This is a genomic window from Bacillus sp. JJ1566, assembly GCF_036962685.1.
Lineage (GTDB): Bacteria > Bacillota > Bacilli > Bacillales > Bacillaceae_L > Ferdinandcohnia.
The window spans coordinates 55,342-77,377 of sequence record NZ_JBALOP010000013.1 but is presented as its reverse complement, the minus strand read 5'-3'; the positions used below and the strand labels follow the sequence as shown (position 1 = coordinate 77,377).

The following is a 22,036-nucleotide window of genomic DNA, read 5'->3' as shown; positions in this document are numbered from 1 at the left end:
AAAATGAGGGTAAGTCCTATGAAAAAATATACAATTTTTCAAAAATGGTCAGGAGTCTCACCTTATATTTGGGCAGTCATGAGTATCCTGCCATTTTATTTTATCTTTCAATCGTCATCAACTCCCGAAATCATTACTGGTCTCATCTTAACTGTCTTGTTTTTCATTTCATTAAGATTTGCTTTTATCTCGAGAAGATGGCCAGTTTATTTATGGACGTCGATCTTAATTGGTATTTCATTAACCATGTCAATATTGTTTGCATTTATCTATTTTGCTTTCTATATTGCGTATTACAACGGAAACATCAAGAACCGCGTTGCTTTTTTAACTTTATACATTATACACCTGGTAGCGACAACTTTTTCGATAAATTACAATCTCGTGTTACAAAAAGAGATATTTTTAACCCAACTACCATTCAATATTATCATTTGGATTAGCGTTATCCTATTGCCATTTAATATATTTAATAAAAAGAAACAAGAAAAACTTGAGGAACAACTTGAAGATGCAAATAAACGAATTGCAGAGTTAGTGAAACAAGAAGAACGCCAAAGAATCGCAAGGGACCTTCATGATACATTAGGACAAAGTCTTTCAATGATTGGACTAAAAAGTGATTTGGCGAGGAAGCTGATACATAAAGATCCGGAAAAAGCGCGCCATGAATTAAAGGATGTTCAGCAAACTGCAAGAACAGCGTTGAATGAAGTTCGAAAAATGGTCTCTCAAATGCGTGGAATCCGAATCAAAGAAGAAATTGTCCGGGTTAAAGAAATTTTGCGTGCAGCTGAAATCGAATTTGAGTATATTCAAGCTGAATCAATAAAAGAGATTTCGCTATTCTACGAAAATATGATTAGCATGATCATAAAAGAGGCGGTCAATAATGTTGTGAAGCATAGTCAAGCAACACGATGTACAATAGAAATTTCGCAATCGGAAGAAGAACTCCGATTAATGATAAAGGACAATGGGATTGGCACAAATTCAGATAAAGATGTGATCGATGGACATGGATTACAGGGAATGAGAGAACGTTTAGAATTTGTAAATGGAAGCTTAGAAATTATCACGAATGATGGAACAACTTTAATTATCAATATACCAAATGTACGTAAACAGGACGAAGTGGAGGGACTTTTATGATTAGAATTGTGATTGCAGAAGACCAAAGAATGGTCCTTGGGGCATTAGGTTCACTCTTAAATTTAGAGGATGATATGGAAGTAGTCGGAATGGCAAATAACGGGCAAGAAGCAATTTCACTTGTGAAGGAGCTTCAGCCGGATATTTGCATGATGGATATTGAAATGCCATTAAAAACAGGACTTGAAGCTGCTGAGGAGTTGAAAGAAACAAATTGTAAAGTGATCATTTTAACAACCTTTGCTCGTACTGGATATTTTCAACGTGCTCTAAAGGCGGGTGTGAAGGGCTATCTATTAAAAGATAGTCCGAGTGATGAATTGGCTGATTCAATTCGTAGTGTAATGAGTGGCAAACGCGTATATGCACCTGAATTAATGGATGATTTATACGGAGATGAAAATCCATTAACCGAACGAGAACGTGAGGTGCTTGAACTTGTTGCTGTTGGAAAAAATACGAAGGAAATCGCAGATGAACTTCGAATCAAAACCGGTACAGTCAGAAATTATATTTCTACTATTTTAGATAAGCTTGAAGTAAAGAATCGAATCGAAGCGATCACACAGTCAAAAGAAAAAGGTTGGTTTAAATAAGAGAGTTCATGAAATATATAATTGAAAAAATAAAATTAAAGGAATAAAATAAGGGTGCAATACATTTCGTATTAGGGTGGAATGATCATGGGAAACCTTGGTTTCGGAGAATTATTATTAATTATCTTTTTTGCATTACTTGTATTCGGACCCAAAAAGCTTCCTGAGCTTGGAAAAGCTGCAGGGACAACGCTACGTGAGTTTAAAAAGGCAACAAAAGGCATTCTTGATGATGACGATGCTGAATCAAAGTCGAAATAATGATACGTATTGGAGAGGGAATGAACCTCTCTTTTTTGTTTTAGTCATCTTATAATTTGAAAAGTAGCCAAACGTGTGAGAAACTATTAATGGTAAATCTTTCAATTTTGAGGAGGATACATATGGTAAAACGTCTTCAAGATACAACAACATTACATAACGGAGTAGAAATGCCATGGTTTGGCCTTGGCGTATTTAAGGTACAAGACGGACAAGAAGTGATTGATTCTGTCAAATGGGCAATCAAGCATGGATATAAAAGCATTGACACTGCTGCTGTCTATAAAAATGAAGAAGGTGTTGGACAAGCAATTCGTGAATCTGGTATCAACAGGGAAAACTTGTTTGTAACATCTAAGGTTTGGAACAGTGACCAGGGCTATGAATCAACACTACAAGCATTTGAAACAAGCCTCCAAAAACTAGGTCTTGACTACTTAGACTTATACCTTATTCACTGGCCTGGAAAAGATAAGTACATTGAAACATGGCATGCACTTGAAAAACTATATAAAGAAGGGCGGGTACGTGCAATCGGCGTAAGTAATTTCCATGTTCACCATCTAGAAAATCTCATCAAAAATTCAGAGATTAAACCAATGGTTAACCAAGTCGAATACCATCCGCATCTTACACAAACAGAATTACATGATTTCTGTAAAAAGGAAGGAATTCAATTAGAGGCATGGTCTCCACTAAAGCGCGGAGAATTACTAAATGATCCGACTCTTGTAGAAATTAGTCAAAAATATAAGAAATCTGTTGCACAGGTTATTTTACGCTGGGATCTTCAAAACGGCGTTATAACGATTCCAAAATCCATCAAAGAACACCGCATCCAAGAAAATGCTGATGTCTTTGATTTTGAGCTTACCCAGGAAGATATGAATAGAATTAGCTCACTCAATAAAAACGATCGAATTGGATCAAATCCTGATACAAATATGACTGGATTTGAGTGATTAAGAATTTAAGCCACACGGATTATTCTGTGTGGTTTTTTGAATTAAAGTTTACAAAAGTTGAAGAAGGAATTCAGCTATATTTATAGAATTGGTAATATTTATATATATAGTTTAATAAATTTCTAAAATCGGAGGGGGCCTTTATGCAAATGTTTTTTAGATATAACTGGAAGGTAAGAGAAGATTGGTATCGCTGGTGTGAAGAATTAAGTGAAGAAGAACTCCTACAAAATCGTACGGGTGGAATGGGAAGTATATTGCATACTCTCTTCCATATTGTTGATGTCGAATGGAGCTGGATCCGTATTATACAAGGTAAAACGGATTTTCAAGAGAGTTTCAATGATTACAATAGCTTGAATAAAATCCGAGAATTAGACGCTGAATTTCATTTAGAAGTAGAAAGTTTCGTAAACAACTGGGAATCGAGTATGGAAAATCGTTTGTTTTACGATACTTTACCTAATGGGGAGACTGTGACGGATACTTGGGGGGAAATCATGAGGCATATCATTGCACATGAAATTCACCATATCGGACAATTATCAATTTGGTCAAGGGAGATTGGAAAAAAGCCTGTTTCTGCAAACGTTATCGGCCGAGGTCTTTCCACTTATACCAATTAATGATTCAATAAAGCCTGATTTATTATGGTTAAAGAGGTGTTGTACGTGTATAAAGATTTTATCGATAAACAATCAGCGAAAGTAAAAAATGTCGTTGAAAGAGGAGCAGTCAAAAAATTTGCAGAGGCAATTGGTGACGCACATCCAATTTTCATAGATGAAGGGTTTGGTAAAGCTTCTATATATAAAACGAATATTGCACCACCGACATTTCCTAGAGTTTTAGAATTCGGAAGGATTGAGGGACTTATTTTACCTGAGAAGGGTCTTATTCATGGTGAGCAAATTTACAAATATGAAAGACCATTACTTGTTGGGGAAGAAATTTCTTGCTATTCAAAGGTAGAAAACTACGTAGAGAAAAAAGGATCTACAGGATCAATGGGTTTTCTAACTATTAGTGAAAATGGCGAGGACTCCAATGGTAAGTTGATTTTTTCTTCTAAGCTTGTCGTCATCATCACAGAAGCAGTTAGAAAGGGGTTAATGACATGAATTTACTAGCGAATATTGATATTGGTTCTTCACTAGAAAGTGTTAAGCTCCCGCCAGTTACAAGAATGGATCTTATCAAATATTCAGGTGCTTCAGGCGATTACAATCCAATCCATACGATTGATGATGAGGCACATAAAGCGGGATTACCTGGAGTAATCGCACATGGAATGTGGACGATGGGGAACCTTGCAAAGCTGTTTACACCTTTTTATGAAGAAGGATTTATTAAAACCTATTCTATTCGGTTTCGGAACATGGTGTTTTTGGAAGATGTAATCACATTAAAAGCATCGTTAAGAAAAATAGAAGGAAAAGAACTTACCTTTGATGTTTCTGCTGTGAATCAGCATGAAAAAGATGTAATCAAAGGAAATGTTGTTTTTAAAAAGTACGCGTAGACCCATTTCCGAATGGGTTTTTCGTTTTATATCAATACTTTACTATAGTAGCTTACTACTATAGTAATATACTAAAATTTACCAAATTCATTGACAATTGGATTGGCTCACTTATACAATAATAATTAGTTGATAGATAATAGGAAAATTCAGAAATTAGAGGTTCTTTTTATGAGTCAAAAAACTTCAATTGGTAAAATTGCTGTACTGCTTACAACCTTAACAGATAATGAGATGCAGCTTTTTTCTCATTCGTTACAAGATGTTAAATACTGCCAAGGAAAAGTCGGATCTATGAACATGCAAAAGGTAATCGCTGCTGTTGAGACTGCCGCAAAACGCCACGGCCTTATTCATGAGTCACAATACCGTGAAACCCATGCTTTATATCACGCAATTATTGAAGGAATCGAAGGTGTGACGAGAGGGCAAACTGCGATTGGTGAAATTAGCCGAACAGTCGGACTGCGATTTGCAATCGTTCGAGGGTTTCCATATACAAATGAAGAAGAAGGCGAATGGATTGCAGTAGCCTTTTACGGTACAATTGGAGCACCAATCAAAGGTTTGGAGCATGAAACAATCGGTCTTGGAATTAATCATATTTAAAACACTAACTTAATTACAGTCGGTGTTTTAACCCCAACTGTAATTAAGTTAGAGCCTCCGGCGGATGCCACAGATTTTCAAAGGTAACTTTTCGAGCACGCTCGAAAAAATCTGGGCGCAAATTCGTCAAAACGAATTTGATAATTTGTAACATTGCCTATAGTCCTTTAGTTATTAGGAGGCGATGATGGTATCTCTATGCCATTATCGTCTCTTTTTGTTTTCTACTACTCATTTCTAGAACCAGTACGGGACACATAAATATAAGGAGGATGATTTAATGATTGAGTTATCAGGACATTCGTTAACTTTAGAACAAGTTAAACTTATTTGTTATGACGATGAAAAAGTATCAATTAGTAGCGAATCACTTCGCAAGGTAGAACAAAGTCGTAAAGCTGTTGAAAAGATTGTGGCTAATAAAAAGACTATTTACGGAATAAATACAGGCTTTGGTAAGTTCAGTGATGTCATCATTGCCGATGACGATGTAAATGATTTACAGCTCAATTTAATTCGTTCTCACGCCTGTGGGGTTGGTGAACCTTTCCCTGAAGTTGTTTCACGCGTCATGGTTTTACTTCGTTTGAATGCATTATTGAAGGGGTTTTCTGGGATTCGCCCAGTCATTGCCGAAAGACTAGTAACTTTATTAAATATGAAAATACATCCGGTTATACCACAGCAGGGTTCACTAGGTGCATCCGGAGATTTAGCGCCTCTTTCCCATTTAGCTCTTGTACTCCTTGGAGAAGGTAAGGTGCATTACAAGGGTAATATTTACCCCACTCAAGAAGTTTTTAACAAAGAAGGCATTCAGGCTGTTGTCTTACAGGCAAAAGAAGGACTTGCGTTAATAAATGGCACACAAGCAATGACCGCAATGGGTGTTATTAACTGGTTAGAAGCATCCGAACTTGCCCTGCAAAGTGAAATGATTGCCAGCCTCACACTTGAAGGACTCGAAGGAATTATTGATGCCTTTCATCCAGCAATACATGAAGCAAGAGGATACCAACAGCAAATAGATGTAGCAAAAAGAATGCGTGGTCTTCTATCTGGAAGCCAATTAATTACGAGACAAGGGGAAAAACGGGTGCAGGATGCTTACTCCTTACGATGCATTCCACAAGTGCATGGTGCCTCCTGGCAGGCTTTAGATTATGTAAAAGAAAAACTAGAAATTGAAATGAATGCAGCAACAGATAATCCGCTAATTTTTGAGGATGGGAATTTGGTTATTTCAGGTGGGAATTTTCATGGGCAGCCAATCGCCATTGCAATGGATTTTATGAAAATTGCAGTTGCAGAGTTTGCCAGTATTTCTGAACGGCGAATTGAAAGGCTTGTAAATCCACAGTTAAATGATTTACCACCATTTTTAAGTGCACAGCCTGGTTTACAATCGGGGGCAATGATTATGCAATATGTAGCAGCCTCACTTGTTTCTGAAAATAAAACACTCGCACATCCGGCAAGTGTCGACTCTATCCCATCTTCAGCTAACCAAGAGGATCATGTAAGTATGGGAACTATCGGCTCACGGCATGCCTACCAGATTATTCAAAATGTACGACGTGTTTTAGCAATAGAATGTATTTGTGCGTTGCAGGCAATTGAATACCGTGGCACTCAAAAAATGGCACCAGCTACACATGCATTTTATAAGGAAGCAAGAAAAATAGTTCCGTCAATTACGGAGGACCGAGTGTTCTCTGAAGATATCGAGAACGTAACGGAATGGCTTAAAAAAAATAACCTAGTATGGACAGCCAATCTGGAACCTATCGTCTATTAACATAGAAAAGGGGAATGATCATGTCAATTCAAAATCGTGTTGTTCAGGTAAAAAAAGGGCTTGAACTAGAATGTAAAGGATGGGAGCAAGAAGCCGCATTACGCATGCTGTATAACAATTTGGATTCAGCAGTCGCAGAAAAACCAGAAGAGTTGGTTGTGTATGGAGGGATAGGTAAAGCTGCAAGAAATTGGGAAGCATTTGATGCGATTGTTGATACCCTTCGACGCTTAGAAAATGACGAAACAATGTTAATTCAGTCTGGAAAACCTGTCGCGGTATTTAAAACTCACAAAGCAGCACCACGTGTACTCCTTTCGAATTCTGTTTTAGTTCCGAAATGGGCAAATTGGGAGCATTTTCATGAACTCGATCAAAAGGGCTTAATGATGTATGGCCAAATGACAGCAGGAAGCTGGATTTACATTGGATCCCAAGGTATTTTACAAGGAACCTATGAAACTTTTGCTGAAGTTGCACGCCAGCATTTTGCTGGTTCATTGAAAGGAACAATTACCCTTACTGCTGGATTAGGTGGAATGGGTGGTGCACAGACACTTGCTGTTACCATGAATGGCGGCGTTTGTATTGCGGTTGATGTGGATAAATCCCGCATCCAAAAACGGATAGATACAAAATATTGTGATAGAATGACAGATTCGATGGATGAAGCGATCAAGTGGGCATTGGAAGCCAAACACAATGGGGAATCCTTATCAATTGGATTGATTGGAAATGCTGCGGAAGTGCACCATGAAATTTTAAATCGGAATATCCAAATTGATGTGATGACTGACCAAACTTCCGCCCACGACCCGTTAAACGGATATGTTCCGGAGGGGTATTCCATTGAAGAAGCAGATCAGGTACGTGCAAATAATCCAAAAAAATATATTGAATTATCAACTGCTTCAATGGCAAAGCATGTACGGGCAATGCTTGAATTCCAACGAAGAGGAACAGTTACTTTTGATTATGGCAACAATATTCGCCAAGTCGCAAAAGACGAAGGTGTCGATATAGCATTTAATTTTCCAGGCTTTGTGCCAGCTTATATCCGTCCATTATTTTGTGAAGGTAAGGGACCATTCCGTTGGGCTGCTTTATCTGGAGACCCACAAGACATTTACCGAACAGATGCACTCATAAGAGAATTGTTTCCAGAAAATGATGCATTGCTTCGCTGGATCGATATGGCTCAGGAAAAGGTAGAGTTCCAGGGGCTACCAGCCCGAATCTGCTGGCTCGGTTACGGGGAACGTGTCAAAATGGGGCTCGCCATCAATGAATTGGTCCGTAAAGGTGATTTGAAAGCACCAATTGTAATAGGTCGTGACCACTTAGACTGCGGCTCTGTTGCTTCACCGAACCGCGAAACGGAAAGCATGAAGGATGGTAGTGATGCCGTGGGTGACTGGGCAATTTTAAATGCACTGATCAATGTCGCTGCAGGCGGATCATGGATTTCAGTCCATCATGGTGGCGGTGTAGGTATGGGTTATTCCCTGCATGCGGGAATGGTTGTTGTCGCAGATGGAACCGAGTTAGCAGAAGAACGCTTACGCCGGGTCCTTACTACTGACCCGGGCATGGGTATTGTTCGACACGCGGATGCCGGCTATGAAAAAGCAATCGACGTGGCGAAGGAAAAGGGTGTCGATATACCGATGTTACAAGACTAAAAATATACCAAGAAAGGAGCATTAACATGCAATACGATTTACTCATTCATAATATAAGGCAATTGATTTTACCAAAAGAAACATCAAAACCACTTAAAGGGGAAGACATGAAGCAGCTTACCATTAAAGAAAATGCTGCATTTGCCATTAAAGATAAAAAAATAGCCTGGATTGGAGCGAATGACGAGGCAAATCACATACAAACAATAGAAAGCCTAGATGCACAGCAAAAAGTAGTATCGCCCGGTTTAGTAGATCCACATACACATTTAGTGTTCGGAGGCTCACGTGAAAAAGAGCTTGCTTTAAAGCAAGCAGGTGTGGCCTATCTTGAAATTCTTGCAAAAGGTGGTGGCATTTTATCAACCGTTGAGGCAACAAGAAATGCAACTGAGGAAGAACTTTATGAAAAAGCTTCCTTTCATCTAAATCGCATCATTTCATATGGGGTGACAGCGATAGAGGCAAAAAGCGGATATGGCTTAGATTTCGAAACGGAAATAAAACAGCTCAAAGTGATTAAAAAACTAAATGAGAGTTTCCCAATTTCAATCGTATCGACATTCTTAGGCCCACACGCCATTCCTCCATCCCACAAAGGGAAAGAAGATGAATTCTTGGAAGAGATGGTTCAGCTCCTTGACACTGTAAAGGAAGAAAACCTTGCAGAGTTCGCCGATATTTTCTGCGAAACAGGTGTTTTCACGACAAAGCAATCAAAGTACTTTTTACAAAAAGCAAAGGAAAAGGGCTTCGGCCTAAAAATTCATGCAGATGAAATTGATTCTTTAGGTGGAACTGAACTAGCAGTTAAGCTGAGAGCAACTAGTGCTGATCACTTAGTCGCTGCATCAGATGAAGCAATTGACTTCCTTTCTGAAGGAGAAACAGTAGCTGTCTTATTACCGGGAACAACATTCTATCTTGGCAAAGATTCCTATGCGCGAGCGAGAAAAATGATTGATGAGGGTGTTGCTGTAGCACTAGCGACAGATTTTAATCCAGGAAGCTGTGTAACTGAAAATTTACAGTTAATTATGTCACTAGCAGCCCTAAAACTAAAAATGACACCTGAAGAAATTTGGAATGCAGTTACTGTAAACGCTGCATTCGCTATTGGCAAGGGTGGAGAAGCAGGAATACTTGCAATAGGACATAAAGCAAATTTTGTTTTATGGGATATTCCAAATTATATGTACCTTCCTTACCATTTTGGAGTTAACCATACAAATAGTGTTTATATAAACGGAACAAAAGTGTGGGAGAGAAACGATGTTATCTGATTTCAGTTATCTCACACCAGGTCAACCAGCCATTTTTAAAGATCAATATGTAACAAAAGTGACAGAGTGTATAAAGCCATATCAAAGTGGAGCCAAGGCTGACATCGGAATCATTGGTCTTGCTGTATCAAAGACATCCATTTCACCGTCACTTGCAGCCGAAGCACCGAAAACGATTCGAAACGCGCTGAGCGCTTATTCCACTTATTCGGGGGAAAGGAATCACGATTACAAGGATACGACGATTTTAGATTTTGGGGATGTTCATACCCATCCGACAAATCTTGAAGATACCACTGAACGTTTATATATCAGTGTAAAAGAAATGCTGCAAACCAAATCATGCAATCGATATATCATACTTGGTGGCGACCATGGCGTCAGTTATCCTTCAATTCGAGCATTTCAAGAACAAATTGGCCGTGTCGGCGTAATTCAATGGGATGCCCATCATGATGTCCGGAATTTAGAGGATGGTGGAAGAACGAACGGAACACCTTTTCGTAGTCTAATAGAAGGTGGATTTCTGAGAGGGGAAGACCTTACGCAAATTGGAATTCGGGATTATGCAAATGCTGAAGTATATCACGAATATGTAAAAACCAAAGGGGTTGCCGTGTACACCATGGATGATGTGGAGCGTATTGGAATTATTCCCATCATTCAAAAAGAAGTGGAACGATTAGCGCAAGAGGTTGATTTTATCTATCTTTCTGTAGATATGGATGTTGTTGATCAAGCCTTTGCGCCAGGCTGTCCGGCCATTGGACCAGGTGGTTTGACATCAAGGGAGCTTCTTTCAAGTATTTCAGTAGCTATAAAACATCCGAAGGTCAAAGCGATGGATATTGTTGAAATCGATCCCTCAAAGGATGTACGTGATATCACAAGTAGACTTGCAGCACATGCGATACTGTGTTTTATGTATACTTAAATAGTGAATACTAGCTGAAAGGAGATGGCAGGTGAGCATCTCCTTTCCTCATGCAAAGGAGGGTTTTTCATTGAAAAATCATATTCTGGAAATTCTTGATCAAATCGAAAAGGAATACGATGTTAAAATTTTGTACGCTTGTGAAGCTGGAAGCCGAACATGGGGGATTTCATCTGAAGAAAGCGATTATGATGTCCGTTTTATTTATATTCATAAAACCGATTGGTACCTTTCGATTGACCAAAAGCGGGATGCGCTTGAAATTCCAAAGTACGATAAAATCCCTATCTCTGTTAATCCTTTAGTTGACATGAGTGGTTGGGAGCTCACAAAGGCACTTCGACTATTTCGCAAATCAAATCCAGCGCTTTTGGAATGGTTACATTCAAAAATTATTTACTTTGAAGAAGAATCCTTAATCAATAAAATGAAACAAATAGAACCTATTATATTTTCAGCCATTCCATGCATGTACCATTATGTGAAAATGGCAAAGGGTAACTTCAAAACCATTCATGATAAAGGACCGCAGCTAAAAACATATTTAAACGTCATTCGTCCATTATTAATGGCTAAATCCATAGAAAAGCACCACAAAATGCTATGCCTTGATTTGAATGAACTAGTTAATGATTTGTTACTAAAGAACGAACAAAAGCAAAGTATTGAACAAATTTTAAAATTAAAATCCTCTGGCCAAAAATTGACAAAACGAATACCAGGGATAGACCAATTTATTGAAAAAGAAATTCAACATATAGAGCATTATGTAACTAGGCTAGAATCCGACAACACAAATTCAACAGATCTGCTAGATCAACTCTTTAGAGAAACATTAGTAGAAGTATGGAAATGAAATAGGGCAGCCTATATTAAGCGATTTCCTAGTCACTCTTGAATATATAAGTGTATAATCTTTTATAAGAGTTAACACGTTTTCGGGGGTGAAAATCATGTCTGAACAAGCTACAAAGACCTACCGTGTTCAAGGCTTTTCCTGAGCAGGCTGTGCAAAAACGTTCGAAACGAACGTGAAACACCTGGATGGTGTTATAGATGCTAATGTAAACTTTGGAGCTTCAAAAATAACAGTTACAGGAAATACAACTATTGAAGAGCTTGAAAGGGCAGGTGCCTTTGAAAATCTAAAGCTACGAGACGAGCATGAGAAAGCAGTACCGCAAATCCCATTTTGGAAGCAAAAACAAAATAGTAAAGTCTATGTTTCCGCCGTTTTGCTGTTAGTAAGTTGGCTTTTGGCTGAACAATATGGAGATGGGCATTTTACTTCAACAATCGGATATGCGACCGCCATACTGATTGGTGGTTATACTCTCTTTCAAAAAGGGCTTAAGAACCTGGTTCGATTCAATTTTGACATGAATACCCTCATGACCGTGGCTATTATTGGTGCTGCTATTATTGGAGAATGGGGTGAAGGGGCAACCGTTGTAATTTTATTTGCAATAAGTGAAGCCTTAGAACGCTATTCGATGGATAGGGCACGAAAATCGATTGAATCCTTGATGGATATTGCACCAAATGAAGCGTTAATTCAACGTGGTACAGATGAAATGATGGTACATGTTGAAGATATTCGAATTGGAGACATTATGATTGTAAAGCCCGGTCAAAAGGTTGCAATGGATGGAATCGTCTTAAGAGGAATCTCTACCGTCAATCAAGCTTCAATAACAGGAGAGAGTGTTCCAGTTAGTAAAACAATTGATGATGAGGTTTTCGCGGGAACATTGAATGAAGAAGGACTCCTTGAAGTAAGAGTAACTAAACGTGTGGAAGACACAACAATTGCAAAAATCATCCATCTAGTCGAAGAAGCTCAAGCTGAACGTGCACCTTCACAGGCATTTGTTGATAAATTCGCGAAATATTATACTCCGGCAATAATTGCTCTTGCCATTTTAATAGCAATTATTCCACCGTTATTCTTTGGGGCAGAATGGAACGTATGGATCTATCAAGGGTTGGCGGCTTTAGTCGTAGGATGTCCATGTGCCTTAGTTGTATCAACCCCAGTTGCAGTTGTAACTGCAATCGGTAATGCAGCGCGACATGGTGTACTTATTAAAGGCGGTATTTATCTAGAAGAAGCAGGAGCACTTAAAGTTATTGCATTTGATAAAACGGGTACTTTAACAAAAGGAATCCCGGCTGTCACAGATATCGTTTCTTATGATGTAAATGATCAAAAATGGCTGACACTTACTGCCGCCATTGAAAATGGTTCACAACATCCACTTGCTTCAGCTATTCTAAAAAAAGCTGAGGGCCTACCTTATAAGGATGTATTGATAGAAGACTTTCAATCTATTACGGGTAGAGGCTTAAAAGCTAAGATTGATGAAACTGTTTATTATGTAGGAAGTCCGGCTTTATTTGAAGAAGTTCAAAATGATATTTTAAAAGAAAAACAAGAGAAAATTGTTGAATTACAAGACGAAGGTAAAACCGTGATAATTGTCGGCACCTTGGATAAAATCCTATTACTAATTGCAATTGCTGATGAGTTAAGAGATTCCTCCAAAGAAGTTATTCGCAAATTACACGATGTAGGAATTGAAAAAACTGTGATGCTCACCGGTGATAATCAGCGAACCGCAAGTTCAATTGGAAAAGAAGTCGGGGTATCCGAGATTAAAGCAGATTTACTTCCTGAGGACAAACTAAACTCGATTAAAGAACTTCGAGCAATTCACCAAAACGTTGCGATGGTTGGTGATGGAGTAAACGATGCGCCAGCCCTAGCGGCTGCGACTATCGGTGTGGCAATGGGCGGTGCTGGAACTGATACAGCGCTGGAAACGGCTGACATTGCTTTGATGTCTGATGATCTTCGGAAATTGCCTTATACGATAAAGTTAAGCCGCAAAGCATTATCGATAATTAAACAAAATATCACTTTTTCATTAGGAATAAAAGCCTTAGCCTTGCTATTGGTTGTCCCAGGCTGGCTCACACTATGGATTGCGATTTTTGCCGATATGGGCGCTACGCTGCTTGTCACATTAAATAGCTTACGATTATTAAAGGTTAAGGAATAGGGGTAACATTGTTATCCCTTTTTCTATGCAGATTTTTCATCGGAATCATCTTCAATTTTCTTAAAATGTCTATGTCTTACATCCCAAAAATATACTCGGGGAAGTCCCCAATGCAACCAATACTCATGAACCAATGTCGCTCCAACAAATAAAATTAATTGAACCTCAAGTTGCTTCAATATAATCACCCCTTAAAAAAAGTATACTTTCCCCCCTAGTTGTCCAATAACCAACGAATTAAAAGAAAAACCCGTTCCAAAAATTCATTCAAAGGAACAGGTCAAATATGTACCGTTACGAAAATTCGTTATTTATTTTTACGTTTTTCTCGAGCAGCTTTTTTTCTTGCCTTTTTACTCAAGCCTTGCTCTGCACCAAATTCCGTGTCCATACTATTTGCTCCTGCTTGGGGCTGGTTATTTTTATTTTTGTTCGCCATTTGTCAAACCTCCTTTCATTAATCAAATCCGCCTGGCGTATTTGCGCCCAGATTTTTAGGCCCACAGGAAGTGGGTCATAAAGACGTTGCCACAGGAAGTGGCGGTTTTAGTCTTTGATCTTACTGCTCGAAAAATTTCCATTGAAAATCTGTGGCATCCGCCGGAGGCCTTAACTTTATTCGCCTGAATAAAGCTAATTGCGCTGGATTGTATGTATATCTTTTTCCTATATTTTACAGCGTCATGTATATCATGTATGAACTAACAGAAAAATATACAAATTTCGACAAAAAGATGTTTTGAAGATACTTTTTTAGTAAAATTAACTACATAACGCAAATAGAAGGGATTTTGAAAACATGACAACCTATCTTGTAATTGGGGCTGGGATTCTTGGTGCGTCGACCGCCTATCATCTAGCTAAAGCAGGCGCGCAAGTAACAATTGTTGACAGGGAGGACCCAGGCCAAGCTACTGATGCTGCGGCTGGGATTGTTTGTCCATGGCTTTCTCAGCGTCGAAATAAAGCATGGTACAATTTAGCAAAAACGGGTGCAAAATATTACGCAACATTAATAAATGAGCTTGAAGCATTGGGTGAGACTGATACCGGCTATAAAAAGGTTGGAGCGATTAGTCTTCATGTCGATCAAAATAAGCTTGACAAAATGGAAGAGCGAGCAGCACTACGTCGGGAGGATGCACCAGAAATTGGAGAAATTCTACGATTAAACTCTGAAGAAACAATGAAACTGTTTCCACCATTATCAGAAAAATATTCAGCCGTCCATATAAGCGGTGCCGCTAGAGTAAATGGACGCGAACTCCGAAATGCATTGATTCGTGCCGCCAAATTACATGGTGCTCAAGAACAAAAAGGAAGTGCTTCTTTATTAAAGGAGGGAGGCAAAGTAATTGGAGTAAAAATAAAGGATGAAATTTTAAGAGCGGAAAAAATCATCTTAACAGCTGGAGTTTGGGCAAATGAATTACTAAAGCAAGTTGGTATCGATTTTCTTGTATCCTCTCAGAAAGCCCAAATTGTTCATTTAGGTCTTGTAGATTCAAATACTGAGAATTGGCCGGTTGTCATGCCGCCAAATGATCAATACATCTTAGCATTTGATGGTGGAAGAGTCGTTGTTGGTGCTACACACGAAAATGAAATAGGATTAGATTATAGAGTAACTGCCGGTGGACTACATGAAGTTTTCAATAAAGCCCTAAGTATTGCTCCTGGTTTATCGGAAGGTACGGTTCTTGAAACAAGAGTAGGTTTTCGACCGTTCACTCCGGATTATTTACCAGTGATTGGCACTATTCCTGTTTATGAAAATCTATTTGTCGCAAACGGACTTGGTGCATCAGGCTTAACTGTTGGACCATTCCTAGGTGGTGAATTAGCGAAGCTTTCCATGGGACTACCGCTTGAAATTGATTTAAACCTATATGACCTCAAAGGAGCCATTAAAGTAAAGTAATACATGCCTGATTCCTAGATTTAAGGGGATCTGGCTATTGTATTTTTATCACCTATAAACTAGAAAATATTTCTAAAATAATACAGTAAAACTTCCAGAATAATGTTAAAATAAGCGTTATTAGCATCAATTTTATTCAGTATATTGCAGGGGGATGGCAGATTGAACGCAAAATTTTCAAGACCAAAAGGGTTTGGAGAAATCCTTGATCTCACATTTAGCTTAAGCAAAAATCGATTTAGGGACTTTTTTACGATTTTACTTATTTTTATGGGACCCGTATACATACTCGAGGCACTCATATTATTAGCATCAGGAACAAGCTTTTTCAGAGAAGTCGGTCCTGGTGAAGACTGGATTTCCCAAATTGCGAATAGCTTTGATGAAACAGTCGTGGCTGAAGAAATAGGATTAGGAGGAACATTAGGGACAATTTTTGTCGGTCTCATGGGTTTGGTTTTATTTCCTGTCGCTGAGGCTGCCATTCTAATTGCATTAAACCATATCCGAAAAAATGAAGCTTATTCAATTCGTTCGGTGATTAAAAAAGCCTTTACACGATTTTGGGCAATGCTTGGAAGCAATATTTTATACGGTCTAATTGTACTTGGTTTCTTCGTTGTTGCATTTATAATATTGGTGCCAATGGGTATCTTTGGGGCTATTGCGAATCCTTTTATTGGCATTCTTTTTGTCATTTTACTAGGGTTGGGGTTATTTATTGGACTTGGCTATTTACTGACGCGCTGGGGCTTTTATTTTGGTTCGGTTGTATTAGACTATGAATCTCCTGGATTATCAAGAAGCTGGCAACTATCAAAAAAACGAGGGTGGGTCCTATTCGGACTTTATATTATTTTCTTTTTGATTATTAGTGCGATTAGCTTTGCAGTTGAGGGGACATTTGGCATCTTTTTAGGAAATAGCGTTTTACTAACTTTAATTGTTAACTTAACTACCATTTTTACAACCTTATTGTTTGCAGTAGGTTACGGAGTAATGTACCTAGATGCTAGGGTTCGACATGATGCAGAGGATTTGGATGAAATGATTGAGGGGTTCAATGCTCCAAGATAAGTGGTGATGAACAATAATGGAACAAACGAATAATGCAAGGGATCGGATCGAAGAAATTCTGAACGGTAAAGAATATCGAATTTACTATGATGAATCAAGGAACGTGTTTCAGAAATGGTGGGCACAAGTAAAAGAATGGCTAACTGATTTTTTAGAAAGTTTATTTCCAACGATAGAGTCGGGAAGTGGTACAGCAGAAGTGGTGCTAGTTTTTATCATTCTTGGAGCCCTTCTGCTTTTAGGTATTGCGGTCTTTTTGCTAGTAAGAAATAAAAAAAGAAATGCAAACTTAAGCAAACATAAACCTCTTCATTCGGCTGAAGAATTAAACTGGACATATCAAAGGCATTTACAAGAGGCGTTAAAGCATGAAGAAAATCATCTTTATTCACCTGCGACTAGACATCTATTTTTAGCACTCCTCTTATTTTTTCATGAAAAAGAATGGCTTGAGGCTAAATTATGGAAAACAAACTGGGAGTATTATGATGAGCTTCGTAAAGTGAAACAGTCCTGGGCTGAAGAGTTTTATGATTTAGCATTAGTGTTTGATGAGGTTGCATATGGGGAGTATGAGATTGATAAAGTTGAGTACAACCTATTTCGTGAAAAAGCTTTTGGCTGGCTAGAACACCCCGAAGGAGGAAAGGAGAAGCAGCATGCAAAACCGTAAAATATGGTTCACCTTATTTGGGCTGATCGCGCTCCTACTTTTTCTAACGTATTTTATTGAATCATACAATCCAAAAGCGTATCCACATTATGTGTCGGATTCTCCTTCTCCAACCGGTGTAAAAGCGATTTATACATATTTAAATGATGAGCATAAAGTTAAAAGGTGGTCACATGCACCAAATCTTCTAAACAAGCAAGATGTAAATCAAATTTTAATTATGGTGGAGCCTTATTTCACACCAGAACAGGAAGAAGTGGGTGGATATCTTGATTTTATGAAGGCAGGAAACAAAATCATTTTGTTTAAAGAAAATCCTCGAGGGATGTTTGATATTAAAACCCTACCTGCAGATATTGACCCTTTTCTTGAGGAAACAACTTCAATAAATAATAAAAATGGAATGAAATTTGATGCATTGTTACAATCAACAAATCGAATCATTCCAAGTACAGAGGAGAGGGTACTTTTAGAGGATGAGGCTGGTGTCATTGCAATAAGTCGAAAAATGGGTGATGGTGAATTAATCACAGCAATTTCCCCAGAATGGATCTTAAACGATCATCTTTTAGACTATGATCATATTCCACTTGTATTATCGTTGATAGAAAATGAAGAAGCATCCATTTATTATTTTGATGAATATGTTCACAAACTGAAAAATGCTTCAACAGTCACAACATTATACCCAGCTTGGTTTTTAGTTTTGCTTTTGCAAGGTGGATTAATCGTTTTAATTTGGCTTTGGTATAAAGGAAAGCGTTTTGGTCCAGTGATTGTACCCCGAGAGGAAACAGTGCGATTTAGTGATGAAGGTATCCGAGCTTTGAGCGCATGGTATTTAAGAGGTCGTTACTACCATGATTCATTAAATATTCAAGCTGATTATGTGAAGCAGCTCCTACAGGAGAAATGGGGAATTCGAGTTTCTAGAGAGTGGACGGACCTTACGAGAAAGTTAGTTCAAAGATGGTCTGGAAAGAAAGAAAGTGAAGTAAAACGATTCTTACATGACCTAACAAAGGTCTTAAAAACTGATAAACTATCCAAACACGATTATTTGGTTTGGTCAAAGAACTTAGATGAATTACGAAAAGAGGTGGAAAAAGGATGAGGACAGAATTAACATCCTTACTTGAAAAATACGAACAACGAATTTTGGGCCAGAATAAAAATTTACGACTTTTACTTTCTGCCATTCTAGCAGGTGGACATGTCTTGATTGAAGGTGTTCCGGGAACTGGAAAAACACAAATGGTACGTACTCTGGCTACCTTACTTGGTGGGGATTTTAACCGTATCCAATTTACACCGGATCTATTACCAAGCGACATCACAGGAAGTATGATTTACAACATGAAGGAAGGCAGCTTTGAAACATTAAAAGGGCCCGTTTTTACAAATATCCTTTTAGCCGATGAAATTAACCGTACACCAGCTAAAACCCAAGCAGCATTATTAGAAGCAATGGAGGAAAAACAGGTGACGATTCAAGGTGAGACATACAAGCTACCTGAGATATTCTTTGTTGTTGCCACACAAAACCCAATCGAATTTGAAGGGACCTATCGATTACCAGAAGCTCAACAGGACCGCTTTTTATTTAAACTTCAAATTGAGTTTCCAGCTTTTGATGAAGAAAAAAATGTCGTGAAACAAGTGGTGGAACAAAGTTTTGGTTATCAGGATTCAGCAATTGTACTTGATCTAAACACCTTTTTATCGATACGAAAGGATATTGAAAACGTTATTTTAGGTGACGGTGTTCTGGATTACATCATGCAAATTGTCCGGAAAACCAGGGAATCTGAAGCCATTCGATTTGGAGCAAGTACAAGGGCAGCCATCTCAATTTCAAAAGCGGCACAGGCATGGGCATTTATGGCTGATCGAGATTATGTCACACCAGATGATGTGAAAATGGTTTCCAAGCCTGCGTTAAGGCATCGAATTCAGTTATCTCCACATGCAGAATTGGAGGGAATCACCATTGACGAAATCATTGAAGAGCTTGTGGGATCGGTTCCTGTTCCTAGATAGAGGGATCATTCCAACAAGGCGTTTGATTTTAGTTTTACTATTCCTTTCGATAGGATTTTTGGGATTATCTTTATTGGAACTTTCATGGGGAATCATCATTGGTCTAAATCTATTTGTTTTTTTTGGAAGTTTGGTTGATTTGTTTTTTTCGCCAAGAAAAAAGCATTTAGTAGCGACACGCAAATTACAGTCTGAAATGGAGAGAGGACTTCCAACTTCGGTTGATATTGAAATAACCAACAATTCTACATACGGTCTTTCATATCGATTCATAGATGGCATTCCAGCTTCTTTTACCAAAGCTTTTCCGATCAAAGGAAAGATTACTGGTGAAACGACTACCCGAATCACTTACTTAACAGAAGCAATGGAACGCGGTGATTATCAAATTAACAAACTATATTTCCGATATAAGAGTTTCCTTGGTTTATGGGAAAAACAACTCACATTTACCATAAACAACAAAATAAGAGTTATACCCGATCTCTCCGAAACAAGGCAGTACCTTGAGAATGCACAGAAATTTTTATTATATGAAGGTGTGAAAATCCGTAAACAACAAAAAGGTACAGGTGAATTTTCAAAAATTAGAAGCTATGTTCCCGGTGATGATCCTCGTACTATCAACTGGAGACAGACTGCAAAGCTCCATGAAGTCATGACAAATGAATTTGAACCAGAGCATGGCAAGTTTATTACGATATTAATTGATTGTGGCAGGATGATGGGGGCCGAGTTGGAAAAGGGAAATCGTCTTGAAAAAGCGATTGAATCTGCCCTGACCGTTGCCACAGCAGCTCTTCAAAACGGAGACTATGTTTCTATGCTGGCTTTTTCAACGGAAGTTAAGATTTATGTTCCAGCCGGAAAAGGAATCGCACATCTTCAAACCATTTTACAGGCGATTTATAATCTCAAGGTAGATGCGGTTGAATCCAATTATGGCGCTGTTTTATCTTATTTAGAAACGGTGCAAAAAAAGCGGAGCCTACTATTATTGTTCAGTGATGTACATACCTTTGTACGGGAAGAAAGTCCGTTGGTTTATTTACGAAAATTACGGCAGCGGCATTATTTTCTATTGATTGGTGTAGAAGATTCTACACTAAACGAAAGAATTAATGAGAAGCCGACAAATGTTCAAACAGCCATGCTAAAAAGTATGGCACAGCAGCAAATGCTTGTGAAAAAGAGGGGAAAACGAAAATGGGAAAACCATGGCCTCATGATGGTTGAGGCCAAAGAGGATAAATTAGCAGCCACAGCTGTTTCCTATTATATTGATATTATGAATCGGAATTTGCTGTAGATCCTTTTTTCACTAAAAATAGTTTCCCAGTCACAATGTAAAGAATTAAGCCGATAACCGTAATGAATGCAACAGCATATTTAGCTTCGAGTGAAATCGTAGCAGGTGTGATAAAGCCTTCGATGATACCAGCAATGACAAATAACGGGATCGTTCCTAAAAGTAGTTGAACAGAGCGTTTTGCCTGATTCTTTAGCTGATAACCTCTGGTGTACGGACCAGGAACCAGCAGCTTGTAGCCCATTAACAGACCAGCACCACCTGCAATAAATATAGCTGTGAGCTCTATCATTCCGTGAGGGACGATATATGCCCAAAAGTCATAAGACTTGCCATAATGCCAAAACAAACCAGCCAATGCACCAATGATGATGCCGTTATAGATTAAAAGATAGACTGTTAACAGTCCGAAGGTTATTCCGCTCGCAAACGCGAGGATGGCAACTTGAATATTGTTTGTCATAATGCTAGCTGACATGAGGGATGAATCAACTTCACCATCTTGACTACCCAAATAGTCTGGATCTACACCTTGGGCAATTTCTGCTGGTAAAATTGAAAACATATGGAGGGGATCCTGTAGGACTGAAAAAAAGCTACCGACTCCACCTAGTGTAAACAAAACAAAAGCAATAACAACAAATTTCCATTGTTCAAGTAATAGCCCAATAAATTTCGTACTAAAAAAATACCTGATTTGACCGAAACTTGAAACCTGGTCCTTATATAGAAGATTATGCGCTTTTGAGACAAGGCCATTTAAATAAGGGGTAATCTCCTCGTTAGGAAAATAAGTTTGACTATAGGAAAGATGTCCAGTGCATTTTTGGTATAGTCTATGAAACTCATTAATTTCGATACTAGTACGGGATTTTCTACGCTTATATAAAGTGGAAATCAATTGCTCAAGCTGTTTCCATTCATCTCGGTGCTGTTTGACAAATTGCTTCATATTCAATATGATTCACCTCTTGAATTCACAAGTAACCTTATTATAGTAATTTTAGAGAAAAATAGAAACAATTAATTATATCAAATTCGCCATGGCGTACTTGCGCCGATTTTTTTAGGCCAACACGAGGTGGGTCAAAAAGACGAAGACATCAGAAAGTGGCGTTCTTAGTCTTTGATCCTATGCGAGATACAGTGAAA

The 22,036-nt window shown here is 38.4% G+C and carries 23 protein-coding genes; 20 read left to right on the top strand and 3 right to left on the bottom strand.

What is annotated here, in order from left to right:
- Positions 1–18: 18 nt before the first annotated feature.
- The 14 genes from V7112_RS06770 to V7112_RS06705 all read left to right on the top strand — a co-directional run bounded on the left by V7112_RS06770 (position 19) and on the right by V7112_RS06705 (position 13,864).
- Positions 19–1,152, top strand: coding sequence for a sensor histidine kinase (locus V7112_RS06770; RefSeq protein ID WP_335417026.1), 1,134 nt, complete (start codon positions 19–21; stop codon positions 1,150–1,152).
- Positions 1,149–1,748: a response regulator transcription factor gene (locus V7112_RS06765; protein ID WP_335417024.1), complete on the top strand. Its 600-nt coding sequence runs from the start codon at positions 1,149–1,151 to the stop codon at positions 1,746–1,748. The genes V7112_RS06770 and V7112_RS06765 overlap by 4 nt, the downstream gene beginning before the upstream one ends.
- Positions 1,749–1,835: 87 nt before the next feature.
- Positions 1,836–2,009 carry a twin-arginine translocase TatA/TatE family subunit gene (tatA, locus tag V7112_RS06760; protein ID WP_335417021.1) on the top strand — a complete coding sequence of 58 codons (174 nt, stop codon included), beginning with the start codon at positions 1,836–1,838 and terminating at the stop codon, positions 2,007–2,009.
- A 122-nt stretch (positions 2,010–2,131) separates the two neighbouring features.
- On the top strand, positions 2,132–2,971 hold the full coding sequence (locus V7112_RS06755; RefSeq protein WP_335417019.1) for an aldo/keto reductase: 840 nt from the start codon (positions 2,132–2,134) through the stop codon (positions 2,969–2,971).
- A gap of 146 nt (positions 2,972–3,117) precedes the next feature.
- Entirely contained in the window at positions 3,118–3,600 is a 483-nt protein-coding gene (locus V7112_RS06750) for a DinB family protein (protein WP_335417017.1), read from the top strand.
- A gap of 45 nt (positions 3,601–3,645) precedes the next feature.
- Positions 3,646–4,095, top strand: coding sequence for a MaoC family dehydratase N-terminal domain-containing protein (locus V7112_RS06745; protein WP_335417015.1), 450 nt, complete (start codon positions 3,646–3,648; stop codon positions 4,093–4,095).
- Positions 4,092–4,496 (top strand): MaoC/PaaZ C-terminal domain-containing protein, encoded by a 405-nt coding sequence (locus tag V7112_RS06740; protein ID WP_335417013.1) that lies wholly within the window; start codon positions 4,092–4,094, stop codon positions 4,494–4,496. Before V7112_RS06745 ends, V7112_RS06740 begins: the two co-directional genes overlap by 4 nt.
- A 171-nt stretch (positions 4,497–4,667) precedes the next feature.
- Positions 4,668–5,105 carry a hut operon transcriptional regulator HutP gene (gene hutP / locus V7112_RS06735; RefSeq protein WP_335417011.1) on the top strand — a complete coding sequence of 146 codons (438 nt, stop codon included), beginning with the start codon at positions 4,668–4,670 and terminating at the stop codon, positions 5,103–5,105.
- Between the two features lie 280 nt (positions 5,106–5,385).
- A complete protein-coding gene (gene hutH / locus V7112_RS06730; RefSeq protein ID WP_335417009.1) occupies positions 5,386–6,903 on the top strand; it encodes a histidine ammonia-lyase in 1,518 nt (505 codons plus the stop codon).
- 20 nt (positions 6,904–6,923) lie between these two features.
- A complete protein-coding gene (hutU, locus tag V7112_RS06725; RefSeq protein WP_335417007.1) occupies positions 6,924–8,585 on the top strand; it encodes a urocanate hydratase in 1,662 nt (553 codons plus the stop codon).
- A 26-nt stretch (positions 8,586–8,611) separates the two neighbouring features.
- Complete coding sequence (gene hutI, locus V7112_RS06720; RefSeq protein WP_335417005.1) at positions 8,612–9,868, top strand: imidazolonepropionase; 1,257 nt, start codon at positions 8,612–8,614, stop codon at positions 9,866–9,868.
- The gene (gene hutG, locus V7112_RS06715) at positions 9,858–10,802 is read left to right on the top strand and encodes a formimidoylglutamase (RefSeq protein WP_335417003.1); all 945 of its coding nucleotides are present in this window, start codon (positions 9,858–9,860) and stop codon (positions 10,800–10,802) included. The genes hutI and hutG overlap by 11 nt, the downstream gene beginning before the upstream one ends.
- A gap of 70 nt (positions 10,803–10,872) precedes the next feature.
- On the top strand, positions 10,873–11,658 hold the full coding sequence (locus V7112_RS06710; protein ID WP_335417001.1) for a nucleotidyltransferase domain-containing protein: 786 nt from the start codon (positions 10,873–10,875) through the stop codon (positions 11,656–11,658).
- Positions 11,659–11,755: 97 nt separating this feature from the next.
- A complete protein-coding gene (locus tag V7112_RS06705) occupies positions 11,756–13,864 on the top strand; it encodes a heavy metal translocating P-type ATPase (RefSeq protein WP_335416999.1) in 2,109 nt (702 codons plus the stop codon).
- 23 nt (positions 13,865–13,887) lie between these two features.
- Here the strand turns inward: V7112_RS06705 and V7112_RS06700 are convergent, their stop codons facing one another.
- A complete protein-coding gene (locus tag V7112_RS06700) occupies positions 13,888–14,043 on the bottom strand; it encodes a hypothetical protein (protein ID WP_335417077.1) in 156 nt (51 codons plus the stop codon).
- Positions 14,044–14,171: 128 nt separating this feature from the next.
- On the bottom strand, positions 14,172–14,303 hold the full coding sequence (locus V7112_RS06695; protein WP_335416997.1) for a hypothetical protein: 132 nt from the start codon (positions 14,301–14,303) through the stop codon (positions 14,172–14,174).
- Positions 14,304–14,663: 360 nt separating this feature from the next.
- Between V7112_RS06695 and V7112_RS06690 the strand changes: the two genes are divergently transcribed.
- The 6 genes from V7112_RS06690 to V7112_RS06665 all read left to right on the top strand — a co-directional run bounded on the left by V7112_RS06690 (position 14,664) and on the right by V7112_RS06665 (position 20,884).
- Positions 14,664–15,785 (top strand): NAD(P)/FAD-dependent oxidoreductase, encoded by a 1,122-nt coding sequence (locus tag V7112_RS06690; protein ID WP_335416994.1) that lies wholly within the window; start codon positions 14,664–14,666, stop codon positions 15,783–15,785.
- Positions 15,786–15,947: 162 nt separating this feature from the next.
- Positions 15,948–16,862 carry a hypothetical protein gene (locus V7112_RS06685; protein WP_335416993.1) on the top strand — a complete coding sequence of 305 codons (915 nt, stop codon included), beginning with the start codon at positions 15,948–15,950 and terminating at the stop codon, positions 16,860–16,862.
- Positions 16,863–16,878: 16 nt separating this feature from the next.
- Positions 16,879–17,535, top strand: coding sequence for a DUF4129 domain-containing protein (locus V7112_RS06680; protein WP_335416991.1), 657 nt, complete (start codon positions 16,879–16,881; stop codon positions 17,533–17,535).
- Positions 17,522–18,649: a DUF4350 domain-containing protein gene (locus V7112_RS06675; RefSeq protein WP_335416989.1), complete on the top strand. Its 1,128-nt coding sequence runs from the start codon at positions 17,522–17,524 to the stop codon at positions 18,647–18,649. The genes V7112_RS06680 and V7112_RS06675 overlap by 14 nt, the downstream gene beginning before the upstream one ends.
- Positions 18,646–19,575 (top strand): AAA family ATPase, encoded by a 930-nt coding sequence (locus V7112_RS06670; protein ID WP_335416987.1) that lies wholly within the window; start codon positions 18,646–18,648, stop codon positions 19,573–19,575. Before V7112_RS06675 ends, V7112_RS06670 begins: the two co-directional genes overlap by 4 nt.
- Positions 19,526–20,884, top strand: a complete 1,359-nt coding sequence (locus V7112_RS06665; RefSeq protein WP_335416985.1) for a DUF58 domain-containing protein — start codon at positions 19,526–19,528, stop codon at positions 20,882–20,884. Before V7112_RS06670 ends, V7112_RS06665 begins: the two co-directional genes overlap by 50 nt.
- On the opposite strand, the gene V7112_RS06660 is transcribed toward V7112_RS06665, so the two are convergent.
- Positions 20,862–21,842 (bottom strand): stage II sporulation protein M, encoded by a 981-nt coding sequence (locus V7112_RS06660; RefSeq protein ID WP_335416983.1) that lies wholly within the window; start codon positions 21,840–21,842, stop codon positions 20,862–20,864. The genes V7112_RS06665 and V7112_RS06660 overlap by 23 nt on opposite strands.
- Positions 21,843–22,036 lie beyond the last annotated feature (194 nt).